The organism is Actinospineispora acaciae DSM 45401 (genome assembly GCF_000620785.1).
GTDB lineage: Bacteria > Actinomycetota > Actinomycetes > Mycobacteriales > Pseudonocardiaceae > Pseudonocardia > Pseudonocardia acaciae.
In genome coordinates, this window is record NZ_JIAI01000003.1 from 144,212 (window position 1) to 164,002 (window position 19,791).

The 19,791-nt window shown below is 73.0% G+C and carries 20 protein-coding genes; 13 read left to right on the forward strand and 7 right to left on the reverse strand.

Annotated elements, in window-relative coordinates:
• Positions 1-28: 28 nt before the first annotated feature.
• Positions 29-484, reverse strand: a complete 456-nt coding sequence (locus tag N912_RS0117530; protein ID WP_028923431.1) for a M67 family metallopeptidase — start codon at positions 482-484, stop codon at positions 29-31.
• 73 nt (positions 485-557) lie between these two features.
• Positions 558-980 (reverse strand): winged helix-turn-helix transcriptional regulator, encoded by a 423-nt coding sequence (locus tag N912_RS0117535; protein ID WP_028923432.1) that lies wholly within the window; start codon positions 978-980, stop codon positions 558-560.
• Positions 981-1,095: 115 nt separating this feature from the next.
• Here N912_RS0117535 and N912_RS0117540 point away from each other — a divergent pair, with 115 nt between their 5' ends.
• The gene (locus tag N912_RS0117540; protein ID WP_028923433.1) at positions 1,096-2,034 is read left to right on the forward strand and encodes an NADP-dependent oxidoreductase; all 939 of its coding nucleotides are present in this window, start codon (positions 1,096-1,098) and stop codon (positions 2,032-2,034) included.
• Between the two features lie 53 nt (positions 2,035-2,087).
• On the opposite strand, the gene N912_RS0117545 is transcribed toward N912_RS0117540, so the two are convergent.
• Both N912_RS0117545 and clpS read right to left on the reverse strand, forming a co-directional pair.
• Positions 2,088-2,639: a DUF2017 domain-containing protein gene (locus N912_RS0117545; RefSeq protein WP_028923434.1), complete on the reverse strand. Its 552-nt coding sequence runs from the start codon at positions 2,637-2,639 to the stop codon at positions 2,088-2,090.
• The gene (clpS, locus tag N912_RS0117550; RefSeq protein ID WP_028923435.1) at positions 2,636-2,932 is read right to left on the reverse strand and encodes an ATP-dependent Clp protease adapter ClpS; all 297 of its coding nucleotides are present in this window, start codon (positions 2,930-2,932) and stop codon (positions 2,636-2,638) included. The genes N912_RS0117545 and clpS overlap by 4 nt, the downstream gene beginning before the upstream one ends.
• 88 nt (positions 2,933-3,020) lie before the next feature.
• Here clpS and N912_RS0117555 point away from each other — a divergent pair, with 88 nt between their 5' ends.
• From N912_RS0117555 to N912_RS52670, 7 genes are all read left to right on the forward strand, one after another.
• Positions 3,021-4,319 (forward strand): nicotinate phosphoribosyltransferase, encoded by a 1,299-nt coding sequence (locus N912_RS0117555; protein ID WP_028923436.1) that lies wholly within the window; start codon positions 3,021-3,023, stop codon positions 4,317-4,319.
• A gap of 10 nt (positions 4,320-4,329) precedes the next feature.
• Entirely contained in the window at positions 4,330-4,878 is a 549-nt protein-coding gene (locus N912_RS0117560) for an isochorismatase family protein (protein WP_028923437.1), read from the forward strand.
• Positions 4,879-4,990: 112 nt separating this feature from the next.
• A complete protein-coding gene (locus N912_RS0117565; RefSeq protein WP_051580361.1) occupies positions 4,991-7,066 on the forward strand; it encodes an ATP-dependent DNA helicase in 2,076 nt (691 codons plus the stop codon).
• A 17-nt stretch (positions 7,067-7,083) separates the two neighbouring features.
• The gene (locus tag N912_RS0117570) at positions 7,084-8,016 is read left to right on the forward strand and encodes a hypothetical protein (protein WP_028923439.1); all 933 of its coding nucleotides are present in this window, start codon (positions 7,084-7,086) and stop codon (positions 8,014-8,016) included.
• A 10-nt stretch (positions 8,017-8,026) separates the two neighbouring features.
• On the forward strand, positions 8,027-9,052 hold the full coding sequence (locus N912_RS0117575) for a sensor histidine kinase (RefSeq protein ID WP_028923440.1): 1,026 nt from the start codon (positions 8,027-8,029) through the stop codon (positions 9,050-9,052).
• A complete protein-coding gene (locus N912_RS0117580; protein WP_028923441.1) occupies positions 9,049-9,726 on the forward strand; it encodes a response regulator in 678 nt (225 codons plus the stop codon). The genes N912_RS0117575 and N912_RS0117580 overlap by 4 nt, the downstream gene beginning before the upstream one ends.
• 78 nt (positions 9,727-9,804) lie before the next feature.
• Positions 9,805-10,338: a hypothetical protein gene (locus tag N912_RS52670; RefSeq protein WP_156993701.1), complete on the forward strand. Its 534-nt coding sequence runs from the start codon at positions 9,805-9,807 to the stop codon at positions 10,336-10,338.
• Here N912_RS52670 and N912_RS0117590 read toward each other — a convergent pair.
• The 3 genes from N912_RS0117590 to ctaD are packed head-to-tail and all read right to left on the reverse strand — an operon-like array spanning position 10,316 to position 14,073.
• On the reverse strand, positions 10,316-11,059 hold the full coding sequence (locus N912_RS0117590) for a peptidyl-tRNA hydrolase (protein WP_028923442.1): 744 nt from the start codon (positions 11,057-11,059) through the stop codon (positions 10,316-10,318). The genes N912_RS52670 and N912_RS0117590 overlap by 23 nt on opposite strands.
• Entirely contained in the window at positions 11,056-12,294 is a 1,239-nt protein-coding gene (serB, locus tag N912_RS0117595) for a phosphoserine phosphatase SerB (protein WP_037065261.1), read from the reverse strand. Before serB ends, N912_RS0117590 begins: the two co-directional genes overlap by 4 nt.
• Positions 12,295-12,318: 24 nt before the next feature.
• Positions 12,319-14,073, reverse strand: coding sequence for an aa3-type cytochrome oxidase subunit I (ctaD, locus tag N912_RS0117600; RefSeq protein ID WP_028923444.1), 1,755 nt, complete (start codon positions 14,071-14,073; stop codon positions 12,319-12,321).
• A 642-nt stretch (positions 14,074-14,715) separates the two neighbouring features.
• Between ctaD and N912_RS52675 the strand changes: the two genes are divergently transcribed.
• Genes N912_RS52675 through N912_RS0117625 form a run of 5 tightly spaced genes read left to right on the forward strand, consistent with a single transcriptional unit; the run spans position 14,716 to position 19,630 of the window.
• A complete protein-coding gene (locus N912_RS52675; RefSeq protein ID WP_084210975.1) occupies positions 14,716-15,798 on the forward strand; it encodes a Gfo/Idh/MocA family protein in 1,083 nt (360 codons plus the stop codon).
• A complete protein-coding gene (locus tag N912_RS52680; RefSeq protein ID WP_037065264.1) occupies positions 15,795-16,916 on the forward strand; it encodes a DegT/DnrJ/EryC1/StrS family aminotransferase in 1,122 nt (373 codons plus the stop codon). The genes N912_RS52675 and N912_RS52680 overlap by 4 nt, the downstream gene beginning before the upstream one ends.
• Positions 16,913-17,770 (forward strand): YveK family protein, encoded by an 858-nt coding sequence (locus N912_RS0117615; RefSeq protein ID WP_156993703.1) that lies wholly within the window; start codon positions 16,913-16,915, stop codon positions 17,768-17,770. Before N912_RS52680 ends, N912_RS0117615 begins: the two co-directional genes overlap by 4 nt.
• Before the next feature lie 7 nt (positions 17,771-17,777).
• Entirely contained in the window at positions 17,778-18,779 is a 1,002-nt protein-coding gene (locus tag N912_RS0117620) for a YveK family protein (RefSeq protein WP_156993705.1), read from the forward strand.
• Positions 18,780-18,781: 2 nt separating this feature from the next.
• Positions 18,782-19,630, forward strand: a complete 849-nt coding sequence (locus tag N912_RS0117625) for a polysaccharide deacetylase family protein (RefSeq protein WP_028923447.1) — start codon at positions 18,782-18,784, stop codon at positions 19,628-19,630.
• Positions 19,631-19,791 lie beyond the last annotated feature (161 nt).

Below are 19,791 nucleotides of genomic sequence, written 5' to 3' on the forward strand. Positions count from 1 at the left end.
GATAGAGCGCCCCGCGCCGCGACGCCGGTCAGCGACAGTCGGGGACGTCGTCGGCGCCGGTGTGGGAGAACATGTAGCTCTCGACCACGTCGACCGGCTCCTCGGTGACCTCACCGTCGACGATGCGGAACGACCGGAACTTCGGCTCGATGGCGGGGTTGGTGGCCACCAGCACGTAGTGGGCCTCGGGATACCCGGCGATCTTGACGTCGGTGCGCGAGGGGTAGGCCTCGGTCTCGGTGTGCGAGTGGTAGATCACCACCCGCTCCTCGTCGCGGCTCTCCAGCTCGCGGTGCAGCCGCAGGTCCTCGCCCGAGTCGAACTGGTAGAACGTCGGTGACCGGGCCGCGTTCGTCATCGGGATGAACCGCTCCGGGCGGTCCGACCCGGCGGGCCCGGCGATCACGCCGCAGGCCTCGTCGGGATGGTCCCGACGGGCGTGCGCAACGATCTCGTCCACGAGATCCTTCCGGATCACCAGCACCTGTACAGGGTACGGGCACTCCGCCGAGGTGCGCACGCGATGCGCGCCACTCCCAGGACCGCTAGGCCCGCCGCTACCCAACGCCGGCCCCGACCGGTTCGCGGCGCGCGTCGTACTCGGCCCGCGCCGTCTCCACCTCGGCCATGTGCCGGTACGCCCAGCCGTTGATCGTGCTCAGCAGGTCGACCAGCGAGCGCCCGAGCGGGGTCAGCCGGTAGTCCACCCGCACCGGGACGGCCGGCGTGACGGCCCGCTCCAGCAGCCCGTCGCGCTCCAGCGCGCGCAGCGTCTGGGTGAGCATCTTCTGGCTCGCGCCCGGCACCTCGCGGGACAGCTCGCCGTAGCGGCGCCCGCCGTCCGCGAGCGTGACCAGCACCAGGCTCGCCCACTTGTCGCTGAGCCGGCCGAGCAGCCGTTGCGTCGGGCAGGTCCGCACGTACTCCTGGTACGCCGCGGCCGCCTCGTGGCGACGCTGCGCGGCGGTGCGGGTCGGCATCCGCTCTCCTTCCGGTGCGGTACGCACTCGCGAGTGCCTTCTTACCAAGGCACACGCCCCGTCCATATGTTCCCGATCGGCGAACACAGTGCCGAGACGAGCAGGAGGAAGCGATATGCGCGCGGTGGTGGTACGGACGTTCGGCGGGCCGGAGGCGTTGGAGGTCGCGGAGGTCCCGACGCCGGTCCCCGGGCCGGGCCAGGTGCGGATCCGGGTACGGGCGGCGGCGGTGAACCCGGTGGACGCGTTCGTCCGCTCCGGGATGGCCACCCAGGTCGGCATGCAGCCGGAGCGCGACGGCGACGTGGGCGTCGGCTGGGACGTGGCCGGCGTGGTGGACGCCCTCGGCGAGCACACGGCGGGGTTCTCGGTCGGTGACGAGGTGATCGGGCTGTCCGACCGGCTGGACGTCCCGACCGGCGGCTACGCCGAGTACCTGGTGCTGGACGCCGGCGCGGTGGCGCGCGCCCCGCGCGGGGTGTCCCCGGAGCTGGCGGCCACGCTGCCGCTCAACGCGCTGACCGCCGCCCAGGCCCTGGACCGGGCCGAGCTGGACGCGGGCCGGACGCTGCTGGTCACCGGGGCGGCCGGCGCGGTCGGCGGGTACGCCGTGCAACTGGCCGCCTCGGACGGCATCCGGGTGCTCGCCACCGCGTCCGCCGCCGACGAAAAGCTGGTCAGAAGCCTCGGCGCCGCCGAGTTCGTCCCCCGAGGCGAACACCTCGCCACCGCCGTCCGCGCCCTCGTCCCGTCCGGGGTAGACGCCGTGATCGACGCCGCCGCCCTCGGCACCCGGGCGCTGGACGCGGTGCGCGGCGGCGGCACGTTCGTCGCCGTGCTGGACGTGGCCGTCCCGAAGCCCCTGCGCGGCACCCGGGTCCGCACCGTCTACGTCCAGGCCGACGGCCGCCGCCTCGCCGACCTGGTAGCCCGCACCGAAACCGGCCGCCTCACCCCGAGAGTGGCCGAGACCTACCCCCTGGACAAGGCCTCCGAAGCCCACCACCGCCTCGCCCAAGGTGGCCTGCGCGGGCGCCTCGTGCTGGTGCCGTGACCGACCCGTGAGTGGCTAGGGCCGCTATGACGGCCCTAGCCACTCACGGGGGTCTACAGCGCGGTCGAACGGGTCTGGACGAGGGCGTCCTGTACGAACGTCAGCCAGTGGTAGACGCTCAGGTGCGCGGCGGCGGTCTCGTCGGGCGGTGGGTCCTCGGGCATGTCCTCGGTCACGCCGAGGGTGGTGCCCACGGCCAGGCGCACGTCGTTCAGGGCGGCCAGCCAGGCGTCGGCCTGTTCCACGGTCAGCTCGGCGCGGCCGCCGTCGGGCGGGCAGGTCTCCAGCACCACGGCCGCGGCCTGGGCCTTCGCCTCGATCAGCTCCGGCTCCCTGGCCGCGCGCAGCATGCCGGACAGCTCGGAGTCCTCCCGGTGGAAGTCCGGCAGCAGCCTGGCCAGCACCGCGTCCTCGGGCGCCCGGGTGTGGCCGGAGCGGATGCCGGTCAGCTCGGCCAGCTCGTCGGCGGGGGCGTCCGCCACCCGGTCGGCCAGCATCGAGCTGACCTGCCCGACCAGGCCGCGCAACAGGCTGGCCTCCTGCTGGTCCAGCACCCCGATCAGGCGCAGCTTCGCGCCCCGCCCTTGTCGTTTCCAGCCGTTCACGAGCGCTGCATGGTGGCCCACAGGCCGGCGGCATGCAGCTTCGCCACGTCGCCCTCGACCTTCTCCCGCGATCCGGAGGAGACCGTCGCACGGCCCTTGTGGTGAACGTCGAGCATCAGCTTCGTCGCCTTGTCCCGGTCGTAGCCGAACAGCTTCTGGAACACGTAGGTCACGTAGGACATCAGGTTGACCGGGTCGTTCCACACGATGGTCTGCCAGGGCACCTCGATGGCACCGGTCTCGTCCGCGACCTGCTCTGCCGACTGGGCAGGCGTGGAAAGTGGTGCGGCCATGTCCCTATGGTGACAGCTCCGGCGCGGGCCGTGCACGCCCGGGCGGGAAATCCGGACCGGTCGTGGCGGGCGATTAGGCTGGCGTTCCATGACCGGTTCCCGGAACGACGGCGCCAGCACGGGGCTGCTCACCGACAGGTACGAGCTGACCATGCTCGCCGCCGCGCTCGCCGACGGCACGGCCGATCGCCGCTGCACGTTCGAGGTGTTCGCCCGCCGGCTGCCGGACGGACGGCGCTACGGCGTGGTGGCCGGCACCGGGCGGCTGCTGGACGCGATCTCCCGGTTCCGGTTCGGCGACGCCGAGCTGGCCCAGCTCGCCGAGACCGGGGTCGTCGGGGCGGACACGCTGGACTGGCTGGCCGGCTACCGGTTCTCCGGCGACATCGACGGCTACCCCGAGGGCGAGCTGTACTTCCCCGGCTCCCCCGTGCTGACGGTGACCGGCACCTTCGCCGAGGCCGTGCTGCTGGAGACGCTGGTGCTGTCGGTGCTCAACCACGACTGCGCGATCGCCTCGGCGGCCGCCCGGATGGTGGGCGCCGCCGGTGGCCGTCCGCTGATCGAGATGGGCTCGCGGCGCACCCACGAGCAGGCCGCGGTGGCCGCCGCCCGCGCCGCCTACCTGGCCGGCTTCGCCAGCACGTCCAACCTGGCGGCCGGCCGCGCGTTCGGCATCCCCACGGCAGGGACGGCGGCGCACGCGTTCGTACTGCTGCACGATGACGAGCAGCGCGCGTTCGCCAGCCAGGTCGCCGCCCAGGGCACCAAGACCACGCTGCTGGTGGACACCTACGACATCCGCCGGGGCGTGGAGCGGGCGGTGGCGGCGGCCGGCACCGAGCTGGGCGCCATCCGGATCGACTCCGGCGACCTGGGCGAGCTGGCCCGCCAGGCCCGCGAGCAGCTCGACGAGCTGGGCGCGCGGGCCACCCGGATCGTGCTCTCCGGCGACCTGGACGAGTACGCCATCGCCGCGCTGCGCGCCGAGCCGGTGGACGCCTACGGGGTGGGCACCGCCCTGGTCACCGGCTCCGGGGCGCCCACCGCCGGGATGGTCTACAAGCTGGTCGAGGTGGAGGGGCGGCCGGTGGCCAAGCGCAGCTCGTCCAAGGAGTCCAAGGGCGGCCACAAGTCCGCGCTGCGCCGCTACAAGCCGACCGGCACCGCCCTGGAGGAGGTCGTCCACCCCGTCACGGACCCGGTGCCGCCCGGCCCGCACGACAGGGTGCTGCCGGTGCCGCTGGTCTCCGCCGGCGAGCCGGTGCCCGGGCTGGACACCCTGGAACAGTCCCGCGAGCGGCTGCGCGCCGCGCTCGTCTCGGTCCCCTGGGAGGGCCTCAAGCTGTCCAGGGGCGAGCCCGCGATCCCGACAGTGTTCTCCTAGGGAGCCCACGATGCGTGCCTTGATCATCGTCGACGTCCAGCTCGACTTCTGCGAGGGCGGCTCGCTGGCGGTGGCCGGCGGCGCCTCGGTGGCCGAGCGGATCAACGCCCGCTCCACCTCCGGCGACTACGCCGAGGTGGTGGCCACCAGGGACTACCACGTCGACCCCGGCGACCACTTCTCCGAGACCCCCGACTTCGTGCGCTCCTGGCCGCCGCACTGCCGGGTCGGCACCGCCGGCGCGGCGTTCCATCCCGCGCTGGACGTGGCGCCGGTGCGGGCGGTGTTCTCCAAGGGCGAGTACACCGCCGCCTACTCCGGCTTCGAGGGCGCCGAGCCCGGCGGCCAGGCGCTCGCCGACTGGCTGCGAGCCCGCGGCATCACCGAGGTCGACGTGGTCGGCATCGCCACCGACCACTGCGTCCGCGCCACCGCCCTGGACGCCGCCCGCGCCAACTTCACCACCACCGTCCTCACCGACCTGACCGCCGGCGTCTCCCCCGACACCACCACCGCCGCCCTCACCGAACTCCGCGCCGCCGGCATCACCGTCGCGTGATCCGCGTGGCACACCCACTCCGTATGCCACACACGCGCTGGAGCAGGTGTGCCGGGTACGAACCGGGTGTGCGGCCCGATCGCGGCACGGGCACGCGGTAGCGTCAGCGGTCGTGCCGAGCCAGCTCACCGCGAACGCCCCGACCCCGACGGAGCTGCCTGGGGTGGATGAGTTGTTGGCCACTGCCGTCGAGGCGGTGGGGGGACAGCCGAGGGACGGGCAGGCGCGGATGGTGCATGCGGTGCGGGATGCGCTGCGGTCGGGGGAGCACCTGGCCGTGCAGGCCGGCACCGGGACCGGGAAGTCGCTGGCGTACCTGGTGCCGTCGATCCGTCATGCCATCGAGCGGGACACCACGGTGGTGGTGTCCACCGCGACGATCGCGCTGCAGCGCCAGCTGGTGGACCGCGACCTGCCCCGGCTGGCCGAGGCGCTGGCGCCGGTGCTGGGGCGGGCGCCGACCTTCGCGATCCTCAAGGGCCGGCGCAACTACCTGTGCCTGCACCGGCTGGACGGCGGCGCGGACGCCCCGGAGCCCGACGACCAGCTGTTCGACCCGTTCGCGGTGTCCGCGCTGGGCCGGCAGGTCAAGCGGATGCACGAGTGGGCGGCCAAGACCGACACCGGCGACCGGGACGAGCTGGTGCCCGGGGTGCCGGACTCGGCGTGGCGGCAGGTCTCGGTGTCCGCGCGGGAGTGCCTGGGGGTGTCGCGCTGCCCGGTCGGCACCGACTGCTTCGCCGAGCGGGCCCGGCACGAGGCCGGCCGGGCCGACGTGGTGGTCACCAACCACGCGCTGCTGGCCATCGACGCGCTGGAGAACCGCGCGGTGCTGCCCGAGCACGACGTGGTGGTGGTCGACGAGGCGCACGACCTGGTGGACCGGGTGACCGGGGTGGCCACCGCCGAGCTGTCCGCCGGCCTGGTCAGCGCCGCCGCCCGCCGCTGCGGCCGGCTGGTGGACCAGGCGATCGCGGACCGGCTGGCCGAGGCCGGCGACGGGCTCGGCATGGTGCTCACCGACGCCCCGCTGGGCCGCTGGGAGCGCGGGCTGCCGCCGCCGGTCAAGGGGGCGCTCGTGACGGTGCTGGACGCGGGCGCGAGCTGCCGCACGGCGATCGGCTCGGAACGGCGCGAGGACCCGGCCCAGGCCACCGCGCGCAAGCTCGCGCTCGCCCTGCTCGACGAGGTCACCGAGACCTCCGCGCGGCTGCTCAAGGCGTTCGACGAGGAGGACCCGGCCAAGCGCTACGACGTGGTCTGGCTGGGCGAGCAGGGGCCGGACTCGTCGCGGACCAGGGCGCTGCGGGTGGCGCCGCTGTCGGTCGGCGGGCTGCTGCGCGAGCGGCTGTTCGGCCAGCGCACCGTGGTGCTCACCTCGGCCACGCTGGCCCTGGGCGGATCGTTCGACGCCCTGGCCAGACAATGGGGGCTGGGGCCGGAGAAGCCAACCGAGCCGGACAACACCGAGGAGCCAGACCCGATCCCCGACCCGGAGCGCCCGCGCTGGTCCGGGCTGGACGTCGGCTCGCCGTTCCAGCACCAGCGCGCCGGGATCCTGTACGTGGCCAAGCGGCTGCCCACCCCCGGGCGCGACGGCCTCCCGCCGGCCTACCTGGACGAGATCGCCGAGCTGGTCACGGCGGCCGGCGGCGGCACGCTCGGGCTGTTCTCCTCGATGCGCGCGGCCAAGCAGGCGACCGAGGCGCTGCGTCCCCGGCTGGAGCAGCCGATCCTGTGCCAGGGCGACGACGCCACCGGCCTGCTGGTCACCAGGTTCGCCGAGGACGACGCCACCTGCCTGTTCGGCACGCTGTCGCTGTGGCAGGGGGTGGACGTGCCGGGCCGCTCGCTGCGGCTGGTGCTGATCGACCGCATCCCGTTCCCCCGGCCGGACGACCCGCTGGTGTCCGCGCGGCAGCGGGCGGTGGACGCGCGCGGCGGCAACGGCTTCCTCACCGTGTCGGCCACCCACGCCGCGCTGCTGCTCGCCCAGGGCGCCGGCCGGCTGCTGCGCGGGATGGACGACCGCGGCGTGGTGGCCGTCCTGGATCCACGGCTGGCGACCGCCCGCTACGGCGGTTTCCTGCGCGCCTCGCTGCCGCCGTTCTGGCCGACCACCGACCCCGAGGTGGTGCGTGCCGCGCTGCGCCGGCTGGCCTCGGCGGGCGCCGGCATCACCCGATAGGGCACACTGCCCTATCCATGAGCCCTGTCAGCCGCCGCCGCAGGCCGGCGAAGAAGAAGCGGACGGCAGCACGACCACGCCCGCCACTCCCGTCGCTGCACCCGGCCGAGGAGCCCGACCCTCCGGACGATCACAGTGATGATCACCATGACAACCACCAGGACGACCACCCGGCCGACCGCAGGGCCGACCGCCGGGCCGACCCGAGCCCGCACGAACCGCTGGAGGACCTCCTCTCCGACGCCTCGGACCTGAGCGCGTCGGACGACCCGTGGCTCGCCGAGCAACGCGGGGCGGCGGTGGTCGAGCTGGCCGAGCGCCGTGGTAGCCAGGAGGGTGACCGGGAGCGCACCCTGCTGGACGAGGTCATCCCGCTGCTCGAGGAACGCGCGGACGCGAGCGCGGCGGCGCTGCTGCTCGCCGTCGGCGCGGTGGCGTCGGGCGAGGCCGGGCACACCGCGACGGCGGCGGCCGGGCGGCTGCTGGCGGCCGGGGCGCCCCGACCACCCTGGGCCGACGAGCTTGCCGAGCCGGTGGGGCTCGACGAGTGCTGGCGGGTGGCGCTGCCGACCGCCAAGCTCTCGCTGCTCGGCGCGGTGTGCCGTCGGGCCGAGCGCTCGCGCGCGTTCCTGGTCGTCGTCAACGAGGCCGAAGGCGGGGCCGCCATCGACATCATGTCGGTGGCCCCCCAGCGCCTGGCCGGGGCGATGGAGACGATCGCCGGGACCGAGCCGCGCGACGACCTCAAGCCCACCAGGACCGAGGTCGACCCGGACGAGTTCCGCCGGCTGGTGGTCTCGGCGCTGGACGCGCGGGCCGAACCCGGTCAGGACGACGAGTTCCCCGAGACCGGGCGCCTCAACGGTCCCCCCTTCCGGGTCCTCGCCGCCGTGGTGCGAGCCAACCTGAGCCCGGATATATCCGGGCACGCGCCTTCACCGGTTACCTAAACTCCGCCGGGTGCTCGCCGCCCGTGTAACCGATCCGGTGCTGGCCGCCGGCGTGGGCATCGTCGTCGTCCTGGGCACGCTGCCCCAGCTGCGCGGGCTCGCGGACCTGACCGGGCACCGCGCGCTGGCCTGGGCGCTGATCGCGGCCGCCTGCGCCGCGCTGTGCGTGCGCCGCCGGTATCCGGTGGCGGTCGCGGCGGTCACGCTGGTCGCTGCGCTGGCCTACTACCCGTCGGACGTGCCGGACGGTCCGATCGTGCTCGCATTCGTGGTCGCGCTGTACACGGCGGCCGCGCGTGGGCGGCTGGCCGCCTCGGGGGCGCTGGCGGCCGTCGCATTGATCGCGACCGGGGCCGGCGAGCTGGCCGCGAGTACCCCGCCGCTCGGCGCCGCCGCCGTGTCCCTGCTGGCCGGCTGGCTGGTCGCGGCGGTCACCATGGGCGCGCTGGCCCGCAACGCCGAGCTGCGCGAGCGGCAACGGATCGCCGGCGAGCTGCACGACGTGCTCGGCCACGGCGTGTCGCTGATCAACGTGCAGGCCGGCGCGGCGCTGCACCGCATGGGCGACGACGTCGAGCCGGCCCGCGCCGCGCTGGAGTCGATCAAGCAGACCAGCAGGCATGCGCTGCGGGCCAGCCTGGGCGTGCTCCACGACACGGACCGGCCGGGCCTCGCCGAGCTGACCGCACTGGTCGAACGGGCGCGCCGGGCCGGGCTCACGGTGGTCGCAACGATCGACGACCGCCCGGTGCCCGACGAGCCGGCGCGCGCCGCCTACCGGATCGTCCAGGAGTCGCTGACCAACGTGGCCAGGCACGCTCCGGGCGCTACCGCCACCGTCCGCGTCACCGTGACCACCGACGCCCTGCTGGTCACGGTCGAGGACGACGGCACGGCCGAACACCCGGTTACCGAAGGCACCGGCATCCGAGGCATGCGCCTACGGGCCACCGCGCTCGGCGGCGCGCTCGACGTAGCCCGCACCCCCTCCGGCGGCGTCCAGGTGTCCGCCCGCCTCCCCCACCCGCCGGCATGATCCGGGTGCTGCTCGCCGACGACCAGACCCTGGTCCGGGCCGGGTTCCGGGCCATCCTGGACGGCGAGCCGGACATCGACGTAGTGGCCGAGGCCGGCGACGGCGAACAAACGCTGCGCGCCGCCGCCCGACACCGCCCCGACGTCGTGCTCACCGACATCCGCATGCCCGACCCCGACGGCGTCCACACCACCGCCCGGATCGCCGGCGACCCCCACCTGGCCGCCGTGAGAGTGATCATCCTGACCGGGTTCGACCTGGACGAGTACGTCTACGGCGCGCTGCGCGCCGGGGCCAGCGGCTTCCTGGTCAAGGACGTCGAGCCGGCCGAGCTGGTCCACGCGGTACGGGTGGTGGCCAGGGGCGACGCCATGCTCGCGCCCTCGGTCACCGCCCGGCTCATCGCCCGGTTCGCCCGCCGACCGCTCCTGCCCGCCCGCCTCTCACACCGCGCCCGGCTGCGCGCCCTGCGCACCCTGACCGCCCGCGAGCGCGAGGTCCTCGAACTGGTCGCAACCGGCCTGTCCAACGACGAGATCGCGGCGGAGCTCGTGCTCAGCCCGGCCACCGCGAAGACCCACGTCAGCCACGTCATGACCAAGCTCGACGCCAGGGACCGGGCCCAGCTCGTGATCACCGCCTACGAGTCGGGCCTGGTCACCCCGGGGACGTAGGACCGCAACCCCGGTGGTACCCGAACACGCAACCCCAGCCCGACGACCCGCGCCGCCAGCCCGGCCATGATCGGCGTCATGGCTCGCACCCTCCGGTTCGCCGTCGTGCTCGTCTTCTGCTGGCTGGCCACGATGCTCTACGGCGCCCTGCTGCTGGAGACGTTCGTGTTCTACCCGGACTTCTTCCGCGACGTGCCCAGGTCGCTGACGCTCACGGCCGAGTTCATGACCCCCGTGAAGCCCGGGCACTTCTTCCGGCCGGTCGGGATGGCCACCACCGCGTTCGCGCTGGCCGCCGTGGTCGCGGCCTGGCGGGTGGCCACCGCCCGCCACCTGTTCGCCGCCGCGCTGGCCCTGCTCGGGATCGGCGAGGGCGTCTACTCGGCGCTGTTCTTCTGGCCGAAGTGGACGATCCTGATGACCGAGGGCGCCGCCGTGCACCCGGCCGGCTACCTGCGGCAGGTGGCCGACCAGCTACAGGCCTGGCACTGGCTCCGGGTCGGCGCCTTCACCCTGGCCGTGGCCTGCGTGTTCGCCGGCCTGCTGGCGTTCCACCGGGACCGCGTCACCACCGCCGTCACCACCGCCGTCACCACCGCGCAGCGCAGGTGACCGTGCCCGGCTCGACCTCGGTGAAGCCCGCGTCGCGCACCAGCACGGTGTTCCGGGACGCGCCGCCGTCCGCCTCGGCCAGCACCGCGCGCCACCGATCCGCCGTCGCCGTCCGCACCGCGCAGCGCAGCCCGCCGGCCTGCCATCGCTCCAGGTGATCGGCCGGCAGCGCGGCCGCCAGGATCATGGTGGCGTGCCCGACCTGGGCGGCCGCCTTGCCCACGGTCAGCTCCACCTCGGGGTTCAGCCAGATCACCGGCACCCCCGGCGGCGGCTCCCCCGGAGAGTCGGCCGGAAGGTCCGTGCCGGAGATCTGCAGGCGAGTCACCACCCGTGGCATCGACGACACCAGCCCCGGCACCAACGCCCGCGCCTCGGCGCCACCGACGGCCACGGTCACCCCCGGCAGCTCCTGCACCGCGTCCCAGTGCGCGCCCCGAGCCCGCCTCGCCACCTTCCGGATCTGCCGTGTCACCCAGGCCAGGACCTCGTCGTGCCACTCCCCGCCCGGCGCCGAACGCGGGTCCAGGCACACCGCGACCGCCGCGCTCGCCGCCGCCTCCAACAGCGGGGTCCGCTCCGGCGGCTCCCCCCGCTCCACCCGCAGCACCACCGGCATCGCCCGCACCACCGCGGGATCGTCCTCTACGCCCGTGGCCGCCGCCGGCAGCCGCAGCCAGTCCACATACCGCGCCGCCAGCGGTTCCAACACACCTGTCATGGCAGGGGAACCCGCCGCAGCACGCCCTCCGCGGCGTCGGCGACCTCCACCTCGTCGCGGGTGATGCCCAGCACGAACAGCACGGTGTCCAGGTACGGCACGGACAACGCGGTGTCCGCCACCTCGCGCAGCGCCGGCTTGGCGTTGAACGCCACGCCCAGCCCGGCGGTGTCCAGCATGTCGATGTCGTTCGCCCCGTCACCCACCGCGACGCACTGCTCCAGCGGGATGCCGTACTCGCCGGCGAACCGGCGCAGCGCGGTCGCCTTGCCGGCCCGGTCCACCACCTCGCCGACCACCCGGCCGGTCAGCCGCCCTTCCACGACCTCCAGCTCGTTGGCCTCGCAGAAGTCCAGCCCGAGGTCGTCCACCAATCGCCGCACCACCGGGGTGAACCCGCCGGACACCACGCCACACCGGAAGCCAAGCCGCTTCAGCGTCCGGATCGTGGTCCGCGCCCCCGGCGTCAGCTCCAGCTCGTCGGCGACCTCGTCGAGCACCGTGGCCGGCAGCCCGGCCAGCACCGACACCCGCCCGCGCAGCGACTCGGCGAAGTCCAGCTCGCCGCGCATCGCCGCCTCGGTGACCGCCCGCACCCTGGCCTCGGCGCCGTCCCCGGCGCGGGCGGCCAGCATCTCGATGACCTCGCCCTGGATCAGCGTGGAGTCCACGTCGAACACGATCAGCCGCTTGCTCCGCCGCGCCAGCCCGGCGCGCTCCACCGCCACGTCCACCCCGACCGAGGCGGCCACCTCCACCAGCCGGGCGCGCAGCGTGCCGTGCGGATGCTCCCTGGCGTCCGCCGGGTCCGGCGAGACCATCAGCTCCAGCGCGGTGACCGGGTAGTCGGCCACCCTCCGTATCGAGTCGATGTTCGCCCCGACGCCGGCCAGCGCCCGCGCCACCTCACCGAACGCCCGCGCCGTGATCGGCCGCCCCATCACCACCACGACGTGCGTCGACATCCGCCGCCGCGCGGTGGCCTCGTCCGCTTCTATCGACGTCCGCACCGTCATCGCGATGCTCGCCATGGCCTGCTCCACCGACTCCTGCAGGCCCTCCGGGTCGTGCTCGGTGGCCACCAGCGCACCGAGCGTCAACTGCCCACGGATGACCACCTGCTCGACGTCGAGCAGCTCGACGCCGTGCCGGATCAGCGCGGCGAACAGCACCGAGCTGACCCCCGGCCGGTCCGGGCCGGTCACCGTGATGAGCACCGCCACCCTAACGGTCATCGAGGCGCCCTTCGCGGAGTCGGCTCAGTGTTCTTTGGGGTCACCGCCAGGCACCGCTTCCGGCCCGGATTTCGCCGCCGCCACTTCCGACGGTGTGGCGTGCCTGGAGCCGTGCGCCTCGGCCCGCAGCCGGGGCACCAGGTGCGGGTAGTGCAGCTCGAAGGCCGGGCGCTCGGAGCGGATGCGGGGCAGCTCGGTGAAGTTGTGCCTGGGCGGCGGGCACGACGTGGCCCACTCCAGGGAGTTGCCGTGCCCCCACGGGTCGTCCACCGTGACCACCCTGCCGTAGCGGTAGCTGCGGAAGACGTTCCAGATGAACGGCAGCGTGGACGCGCCCAGCACGAACGCGCTGATCGAGGACACCGTGTTCAGCGTGGTGAACCCGTCGGTGGGCAGGTAGTCCAGGTACCGGCGCGGCATGCCCTCGTTGCCCAGCCAGTGCTGGACCAGGAAGGTGCCGTGGAAGCCCAGGAAGGTCAGCCAGAAGTGGATCTTGCCGAGGGTCTCGTCCATCATCCGGCCGGTCATCTTCGGGAACCAGAAGTAGATGCCGGCGTAGGTGGCGAACACGATCGTGCCGAACAGCACGTAGTGGAAGTGCGCCACCACGAAGTACGTGTCGGTGATGTGGAAGTCCACCGGCGGCGAGGCCAGCAGGATGCCGGTCAGCCCGCCCAGCAGGAACGTCACCACGAACCCCACCGCGAACAGCATCGGCGACTCGAACGTCAACTGCCCCCGCCACATCGTCCCGATCCAGTTGAAGAACTTGATGCCGGTCGGGATCGCGATCAGGAACGTGGTGAACGAGAAGAACGCCAGCAGCACCGCGCCGGTGGCGTACATGTGGTGCGCCCAGACGGCGACCGACAGGGCGGCGATGGAGATCGTCGCGTAGACCAGCGCCTTGTAGCCGAACAGCGGCTTGCGGCTGAACACCGGGAACACCTCGGTCACGATGCCGAAGAACGGCAGCGCCACGATGTAGACCTCGGGGTGGCCGAAGAACCAGAACAGGTGCTGCCACAGGATGACCCCGCCGTTGGCCGGGTCGAACACGTGCGCACCCAGGTGGCGGTCCGCCTCCAGGCCGAGCAGCGCGGCGGTGAGCACCGGGAACGCGATCAGGACCAGGATCACCGTGATGAAGATGTTCCAGGTGAACACCGGCATCCGGAACATGGTCATGCCCGGCGCGCGCAGGCAGATCACCGTGGTCAGGAAGTTGACACCGCCCAGGATCGTGCCCAGACCGGCGATCACCAGACCCATGATCCACAGGTCGCCGCCGACGCCCGGCGAGTGCGTGGCGTTGGCCAGCGGGGTGTAGGCGAACCAGCCGAAGTCCGCGGCGCCGCCCGGGGTCAGGAACCCGGACATCACGATCGTGCCGCCGAACAGGAACAGCCAGTACGAGAACGCGTTCAAGCGAGGGAACGCCACGTCCGGCGCGCCGATCTGCAGCGGCAGGATGTAGTTGGCGAAACCGAACAGGATCGGCGTCGCGTACAGCAGCAGCATGATCGTGCCGTGCATGGTGAACAGCTGGTTGTACTGCTCCGGCGAGAGCACCTGCGCGCCCGGCCGGGCCAGCTCCACCCGCATCAGCAGGGCCATCGCCCCGCCCGCCATGAAGAACGCGAACGAGGTCACCAGGTAGAGAATCCCGATGTCCTTCGGGTCCGTGGTGTGCAGGAAGCGCACCAGGGACGTTCCCTTGACCGTCCGCCGCGCCGGGTACGGGCGCGTCGAGATCGGCTGGGGGGCGACGGCGGTCACTACTACCTCCTGCGGCACCTGCGGATGCGTCTGGGCAATATTAGATCCCGCCGCGCCGCCCCCGGCGGGCCGGTGTCCACAGCGGGTGCGTGAGCTTGGGCTCACGGTTACGCTGAGTGTTTGCTGAGACCCGCAGTGGGGGCACGCACGGGACGATCTAGGTCGCGGGTACGGTCGACCCCGACGGGGGTTCGCCACCAACGTGGCACAGCAGAGACAGCCGAGCCCCCGCCGACAGGCCAGGCGGGGCAGCCGCCAGCCGGGCGCAACCAGCGCTCGGTACCAGACCCCGGTGGAGCGGTCCAGGGACGGCTGGATAACGGATTGATGACAGTTACGCGGCGATACCACCAGGCGCCGGGCCCGCCGTGGGGCGAGCCCGTGTTCCTCGTCATGCGCATCGATCCCGTGCACGCACCGTTATACATGACAAAACCCGAGGCCAGCCCCCCGATGGGCGGCTCGGCCACGCCCGCCCGATACGGCTATGTCTTTGACGCTGCTTGTGATGCGACCGACCATGGAGCGGGTAACAACGAGCCTGCACATGTCGACGTTTCAGGGGATGTCGGGTTGGTGCGAGAACTCGGTCTGGGATCAGACGTACGCCCGGTCAGGGCCTGAAGCAACGGAGGTCAATTGATGGGTCGCACACCCACGCGCGTCGGGGTGGTCGGTTACGGGTACTGGGGCTCCAAGCACGTACGCGTGCTGAACAGCCTGCCCGACGTCGAGGTCACCGTGATCGACCAAGACGAACAGCGGCTGCGTGAGGCGATGTCGAGCTTCCCGTCGGTCCGCATCGCCACCGACCTGGCCGACGAGCTGGAGTCGCAGGACGCCGTCGTCGTCGCCACCCCGCCCGGGGTGCACGCGCCGATCGCGCTGCAGGCCCTCAAGGCCGGGCTGCACACGCTGGTGGAGAAGCCGCTGGCCACCTCGGTCGAGGAGGCCGAGTCGCTGGTGGAGGCCGCGCGCTCCGCCGACGTGCGGCTCATGGTCGGTCACACCTTCGAGTACAACCCGGCGGTCTGGAAGCTCAAGGAGATCATCGCCTCCGGCGAGCTCGGGCGGGTCCTCTACATCGACGCCGCCCGGCTGAGCCTGGGCCGCTACCAGCACGACTGCAACGTGATCTGGGACCTGGCGCCGCACGACATCTCGATCGTGTCCTACCTGCTCGACGAGGTCCCGCAGACCGCGTCGGTGTGGGCGCAGCGCAACGTGGGCGGCCAGCACGAGGACGTGGCCTACATCCGGCTGGAGTTCGAGCAGTCCGGCGCGCCGGCGTTCGTGCACCTGAGCTGGCTGCACCCGGAGAAGGTCCGCCGGGTCACCGTGGTCGGCGAGAAGAAGATGGCCATCTACAACGACATGTCCGACAACGAGCGGATCCGCATCTACGACGTCGGCGTGGACCCGGCCCAGGTGGACGAGGGCGCCTCGCACGGCTTCCCGGTCAGCTACCGGTTCGGCGACATCGTCTCCCCGTTCATCCCGTTCCAGGAGCCGCTGCTGGTCCAGGACGGCCACTTCGTGGAGTGCGTGCGCACCGGCCGCGAGCCGCAGACCCCGGGCGAGCGCGGGCTGGACATCGTGCGCGTGCTGGCCGCCACCGACGTGTCGACCGCCACCGGCGGCCCGGCCACCATCCCGTCCACCCTCGAGGTCGCCGGGAACGGCACCGGCAACGGCTCGGTGCGCCTGAGCGGGGTGCGCCCGTGAGCGAGAATCTGGAGCCGGTCCCGTTCCTGGACCTGGCCGGGGTGAACGGCGCGCTCCGTGAGGAGTACGAGCGGGCGTTCTCCGGCGTGCTGGACCACGGCAAGTTCATCGGCGGCCCCGAGGTCGCCGCGTTCGAGGCCGAGTTCGCGGACTACTGCTCCGCGCGCGAGGCCATCGGGGTGGGCAACGGCACCGACGCGCTGGAGCTGATCCTGGCCGGGCTGGGCATCGGCCCCGGCGACGAGGTGATCGTCCCGGCCAACACGTTCATCGCCACCGCCGAGGCGGTCTGCTACGTGGGCGCCCGGCCCCGGTTCGTGGACGTGCTGCCGGACACCCTGCTGCTCGACCCGGACGCGGCCGACGCGGCGGTGAACAAGAACACCGCGGCGATCATCGGCGTGCACCTGTTCGGCCAGATGGTGGACGTGGACCGGGTCGGCGCGGTGGCCGCCAAGCACGGCGTGGCCTTCGTCGAGGACGCCGCGCAGGCGCACGGCGCCCGGTTCGCCGGCCAGCGCGCCGGCAGCGTCGGGGTGGCCGCCGGGTTCAGCTTCTACCCCGGCAAGAACCTCGGCGCGCTCGGTGACGCCGGCGCGGTGGTCACCCAGGACGCCGAGCTGGCCGGCAAGATCCGCCGGCTGGCCGACCACGGCCGCTCCGCCGACAGCCGCTTCCACCACGACCTGCGCGGGCGCAACAGCCGCATGGACTCGGTGATCGCCGGCGCGCTGTCGGCCAAGCTGCGCGGGCTGGACGCGGCCAACGCCGGCCGGGTGCGGGCCTGGGAGCAGTACGTGGCCCAGCTGCCCGCCGGCGCCACCCCGGTCGCCCGCCACCCCAAGGCCGAGGCCGTCTACCACCTCGGCGTGGTGCAGGTGGAGAACCGCGAGCAGGTCTGCAAGACGCTCACCGAGGCCGGCATCGGCTGGGGCCTGCACTACCCGGTGCCCTGCCACCTGGACGCCGCCTACGGCGACTTCAGGGAGTCGCTGCCGGTGGCCGAGGCCGCGGCCGAGCGCATCCTGTCGCTGCCCATGTCGCCCACCCTGGACTCGGCCCAGGTCGCCAGGGTGTGCAACGTCCTGCGAGATGCCACCAGGGGTGCACCGGCATGACACGTCCGTCCGACGCGACGCGGGGGTCGGGGAGCAACAGCACCCCGACCGCCGTTCCCGGCAACCGGCAACCCCTGCCCGGGCCCCCCGGTGGGCCGCAGGGCGGGTTCCGGCCCGGGCCGCGCTTCGCGCCAGCGCCGCCACCCCGGCGGCGGCTGACGCCCGCGCAGGGGTCGCGCCTGGGCCTGATCTCGGGCCTGATCGTCGTGCTCGGCGCGGCGGCCGGCCTGGCGGTGACGCTGCTGGTGCCCACGCTCTACGCGGCGCGCACCGACATCGAGTACACCGTGTCGAGGGAGAACGCCAGCGAGTTCCTCCGCACCGACCGCAACCTGACCACCCAGACCGTGCTGATCACCAGCCGCACCGTGCTGGGTCCCGTCGCCGACGCGAACGGCGTCTCCCCCGACGAGCTGACCGGCCGGGTCAGCGCCAAGATCCTGATGGGCAAGGACCAGGTCACCAGCGAGGTCATCGAGGTGACCGTGCTGGACCCTGACCGGCAGGCCGGCGTCAAGCTGGCCGACGACGTGGCCAAGCAGTACCTCAAGGTGTTCTCCCAGAACGGGCCGAAGGCCTACCTGCAGGCCCAGCTCGACGAGGCCCGCCGCCAGCTGGCCTCCGCGCCGGCGGCCACCGCGCCTCAGGTCCAGACCCGGATCAACACGCTGCAGGGCCAGCTGGACACCGTGAACATCGCCGGCAACCGGGCGGCCATCCTGGTGCCGGCATACTCGGTGTCGGCACCCGCGTACCCGAACCCCATGCTGTTCGCCGCCACCGGCGCGCTGTGTGGTCTGGTCGTGGCCGCGCTGGTGGCGATCGCACTGTCCCGACGTTGGACGCGGAGTTGATGCTCAGATGACGCGCGCCTCAGACGCCGCCCGCAACACCGGCGACGCCGACCGGCCACCGCGGCCCGGCGGCGGAAGCTCGGGCGGCGGCTCTGGCCCGTCCGGCGGGTCCAACGGCGGCGAGGGCTCGGGCTCCGGCCAGGGTTCCGCCGCCCCGTCGAGACAGCAGCCCGCACAGCAACCGGCGCAGCAGCCCGCCCCGCCCAGGGGTCGCCAGCCGCTGCCGGGGCCACCGCCCGGTGCCCGGGTGCCCGGCCCGCCCATGATGGGTGGCGGCCCCCGGTTCGCCCCGCCCCCGCCGCCGCGCCGCCAGCTCAGCGCCGGCCAGCGCACCAAGCTGGTCGGCATCACCCTGGCGCTGGTCGCGGTGGGCGCCCTGCTGGGCTCGGTCGTCGCGCTGGTGATTCCCACCCAGTACGCGGCGCAGACCACCATCCAGTACAACATCGCCGGCGAGAACACCGGCGACTTCCTCAAGACCGACCGCAACCTGACCACCCAGGTGGTGCTGGTCACCAGCCGCAACGTGCTGCAGCCGGTCGCGGACGCGAACGGCATCTCGGTCGACAGCCTGACCAGGCGCGTCACCGCGACCATCCTGAACAGCAGCAACATCATCCAGGTACAGGTCAAGGACCCGAGCCGGGAGAACGGCATCAACCTGGCCAACGCGATCGCCAAGCAGTACCTCACGGTGGCCAACAGCAGCGGCCCGCAGGGCTACCTGCAGAACCAGCTGAACGAGGTGCGCCGCCAGCTGGCCGCGCCGAGGCCGGGCACCACCGCCGCCGAGACCCAGGCGCTCAACGCGCGCGCGGTCACCCTGCAGTCCCAGCTGGACGAGATGAACGTGACCGCCAACCAGTCCACGGTGCTGGCGCCGGCCTACTCGGTGACCGACCCGGTCTCGCCGAACAAGGGCGTCGCCGGGCTCACCGGCGGGGTGGCGGGCCTGCTCATCGCCCTGATGACAGTCGTGACGCTGAGCCGTCGCTGGACCCGGAGCTGACCATGCCCACCACCGTCGACCCGCACGGCCCCCGGATGTCCTGGCGGATGCCCCGGGTGCTGATGTACCACAACTTCGGCCACCCGCCGGCCAGCGGCGACCCGGAGCACCTGTTCGTCCCGGTTGACGTCTTCCGCGCGCACCTGGAGCTGCTGCGCGACGGCGGCTGGCAGGCGCTGTCCCTCGACCAGTTCATGGCCGTGCTGGACGGCGCCCCGGCGCCGCGCAAGTCCTACCTGGTCACGATCGACGACGGGCACGAGTCCGTGCTCAGCACCGCCGCTCCCATCCTGGCCGAGTACGGCGTCCCCTCGGTGCTGTTCGTGCCGCCAGGCGTGCTCGGCGGCCCGGTGACCTGGAACCCGGCGTACGCGTCGGAGAAGCTCTCCAGCAAGGCCGAGATCGCCACCCTGGCCGGCACCGGCATGGAGGTCGGCGTGCACGGCTACGACCACATCCGGATGCTCGACCTGGACGCCCCGACGCTGCACCGCAACGTGGTGGCCGCGCGCGACGAGGTCACCGAGATGATGGGCTACACGCCCCGCTCGTTCGCCTACCCGTACGGCAGCCACGACGCGGACGCCCGCGCCACGCTGGCCGCCACCGGCTACGCGGTCAGCTTCGCGGTGGCCAGGGAGCGCGGCCGGTTCGCGGTGGACCGGATCTACGTCAAGGGCACCGACTCGCTGGGCATGTTCCGGTTCAAGCTCTCCATGGCCTACCGGTTCGCCTCCAGGGTGGGCGGGCGCACGCCGTGGCTGCGGCACAAGGTCAGGGCACTGGTACAGCTGGTCAAGGGAGGCCAGCGGCGGGACTCTCCCGATCAGGCGGGTCATCGGGGTGGATAGTCCCACCGCTCGATCATGACGGCGGAAGGAGTTCAAGGCGGGTGAGTCGCGGGCACCCACCGAAACCTGGTTCAGACGCGTTCACACAAGGGGCAGCGAAGCGTGAAGGTACGTCCCGATCCGATCTCGATCCGCTCGTCGCGGCGGATCCGGGGCTGATC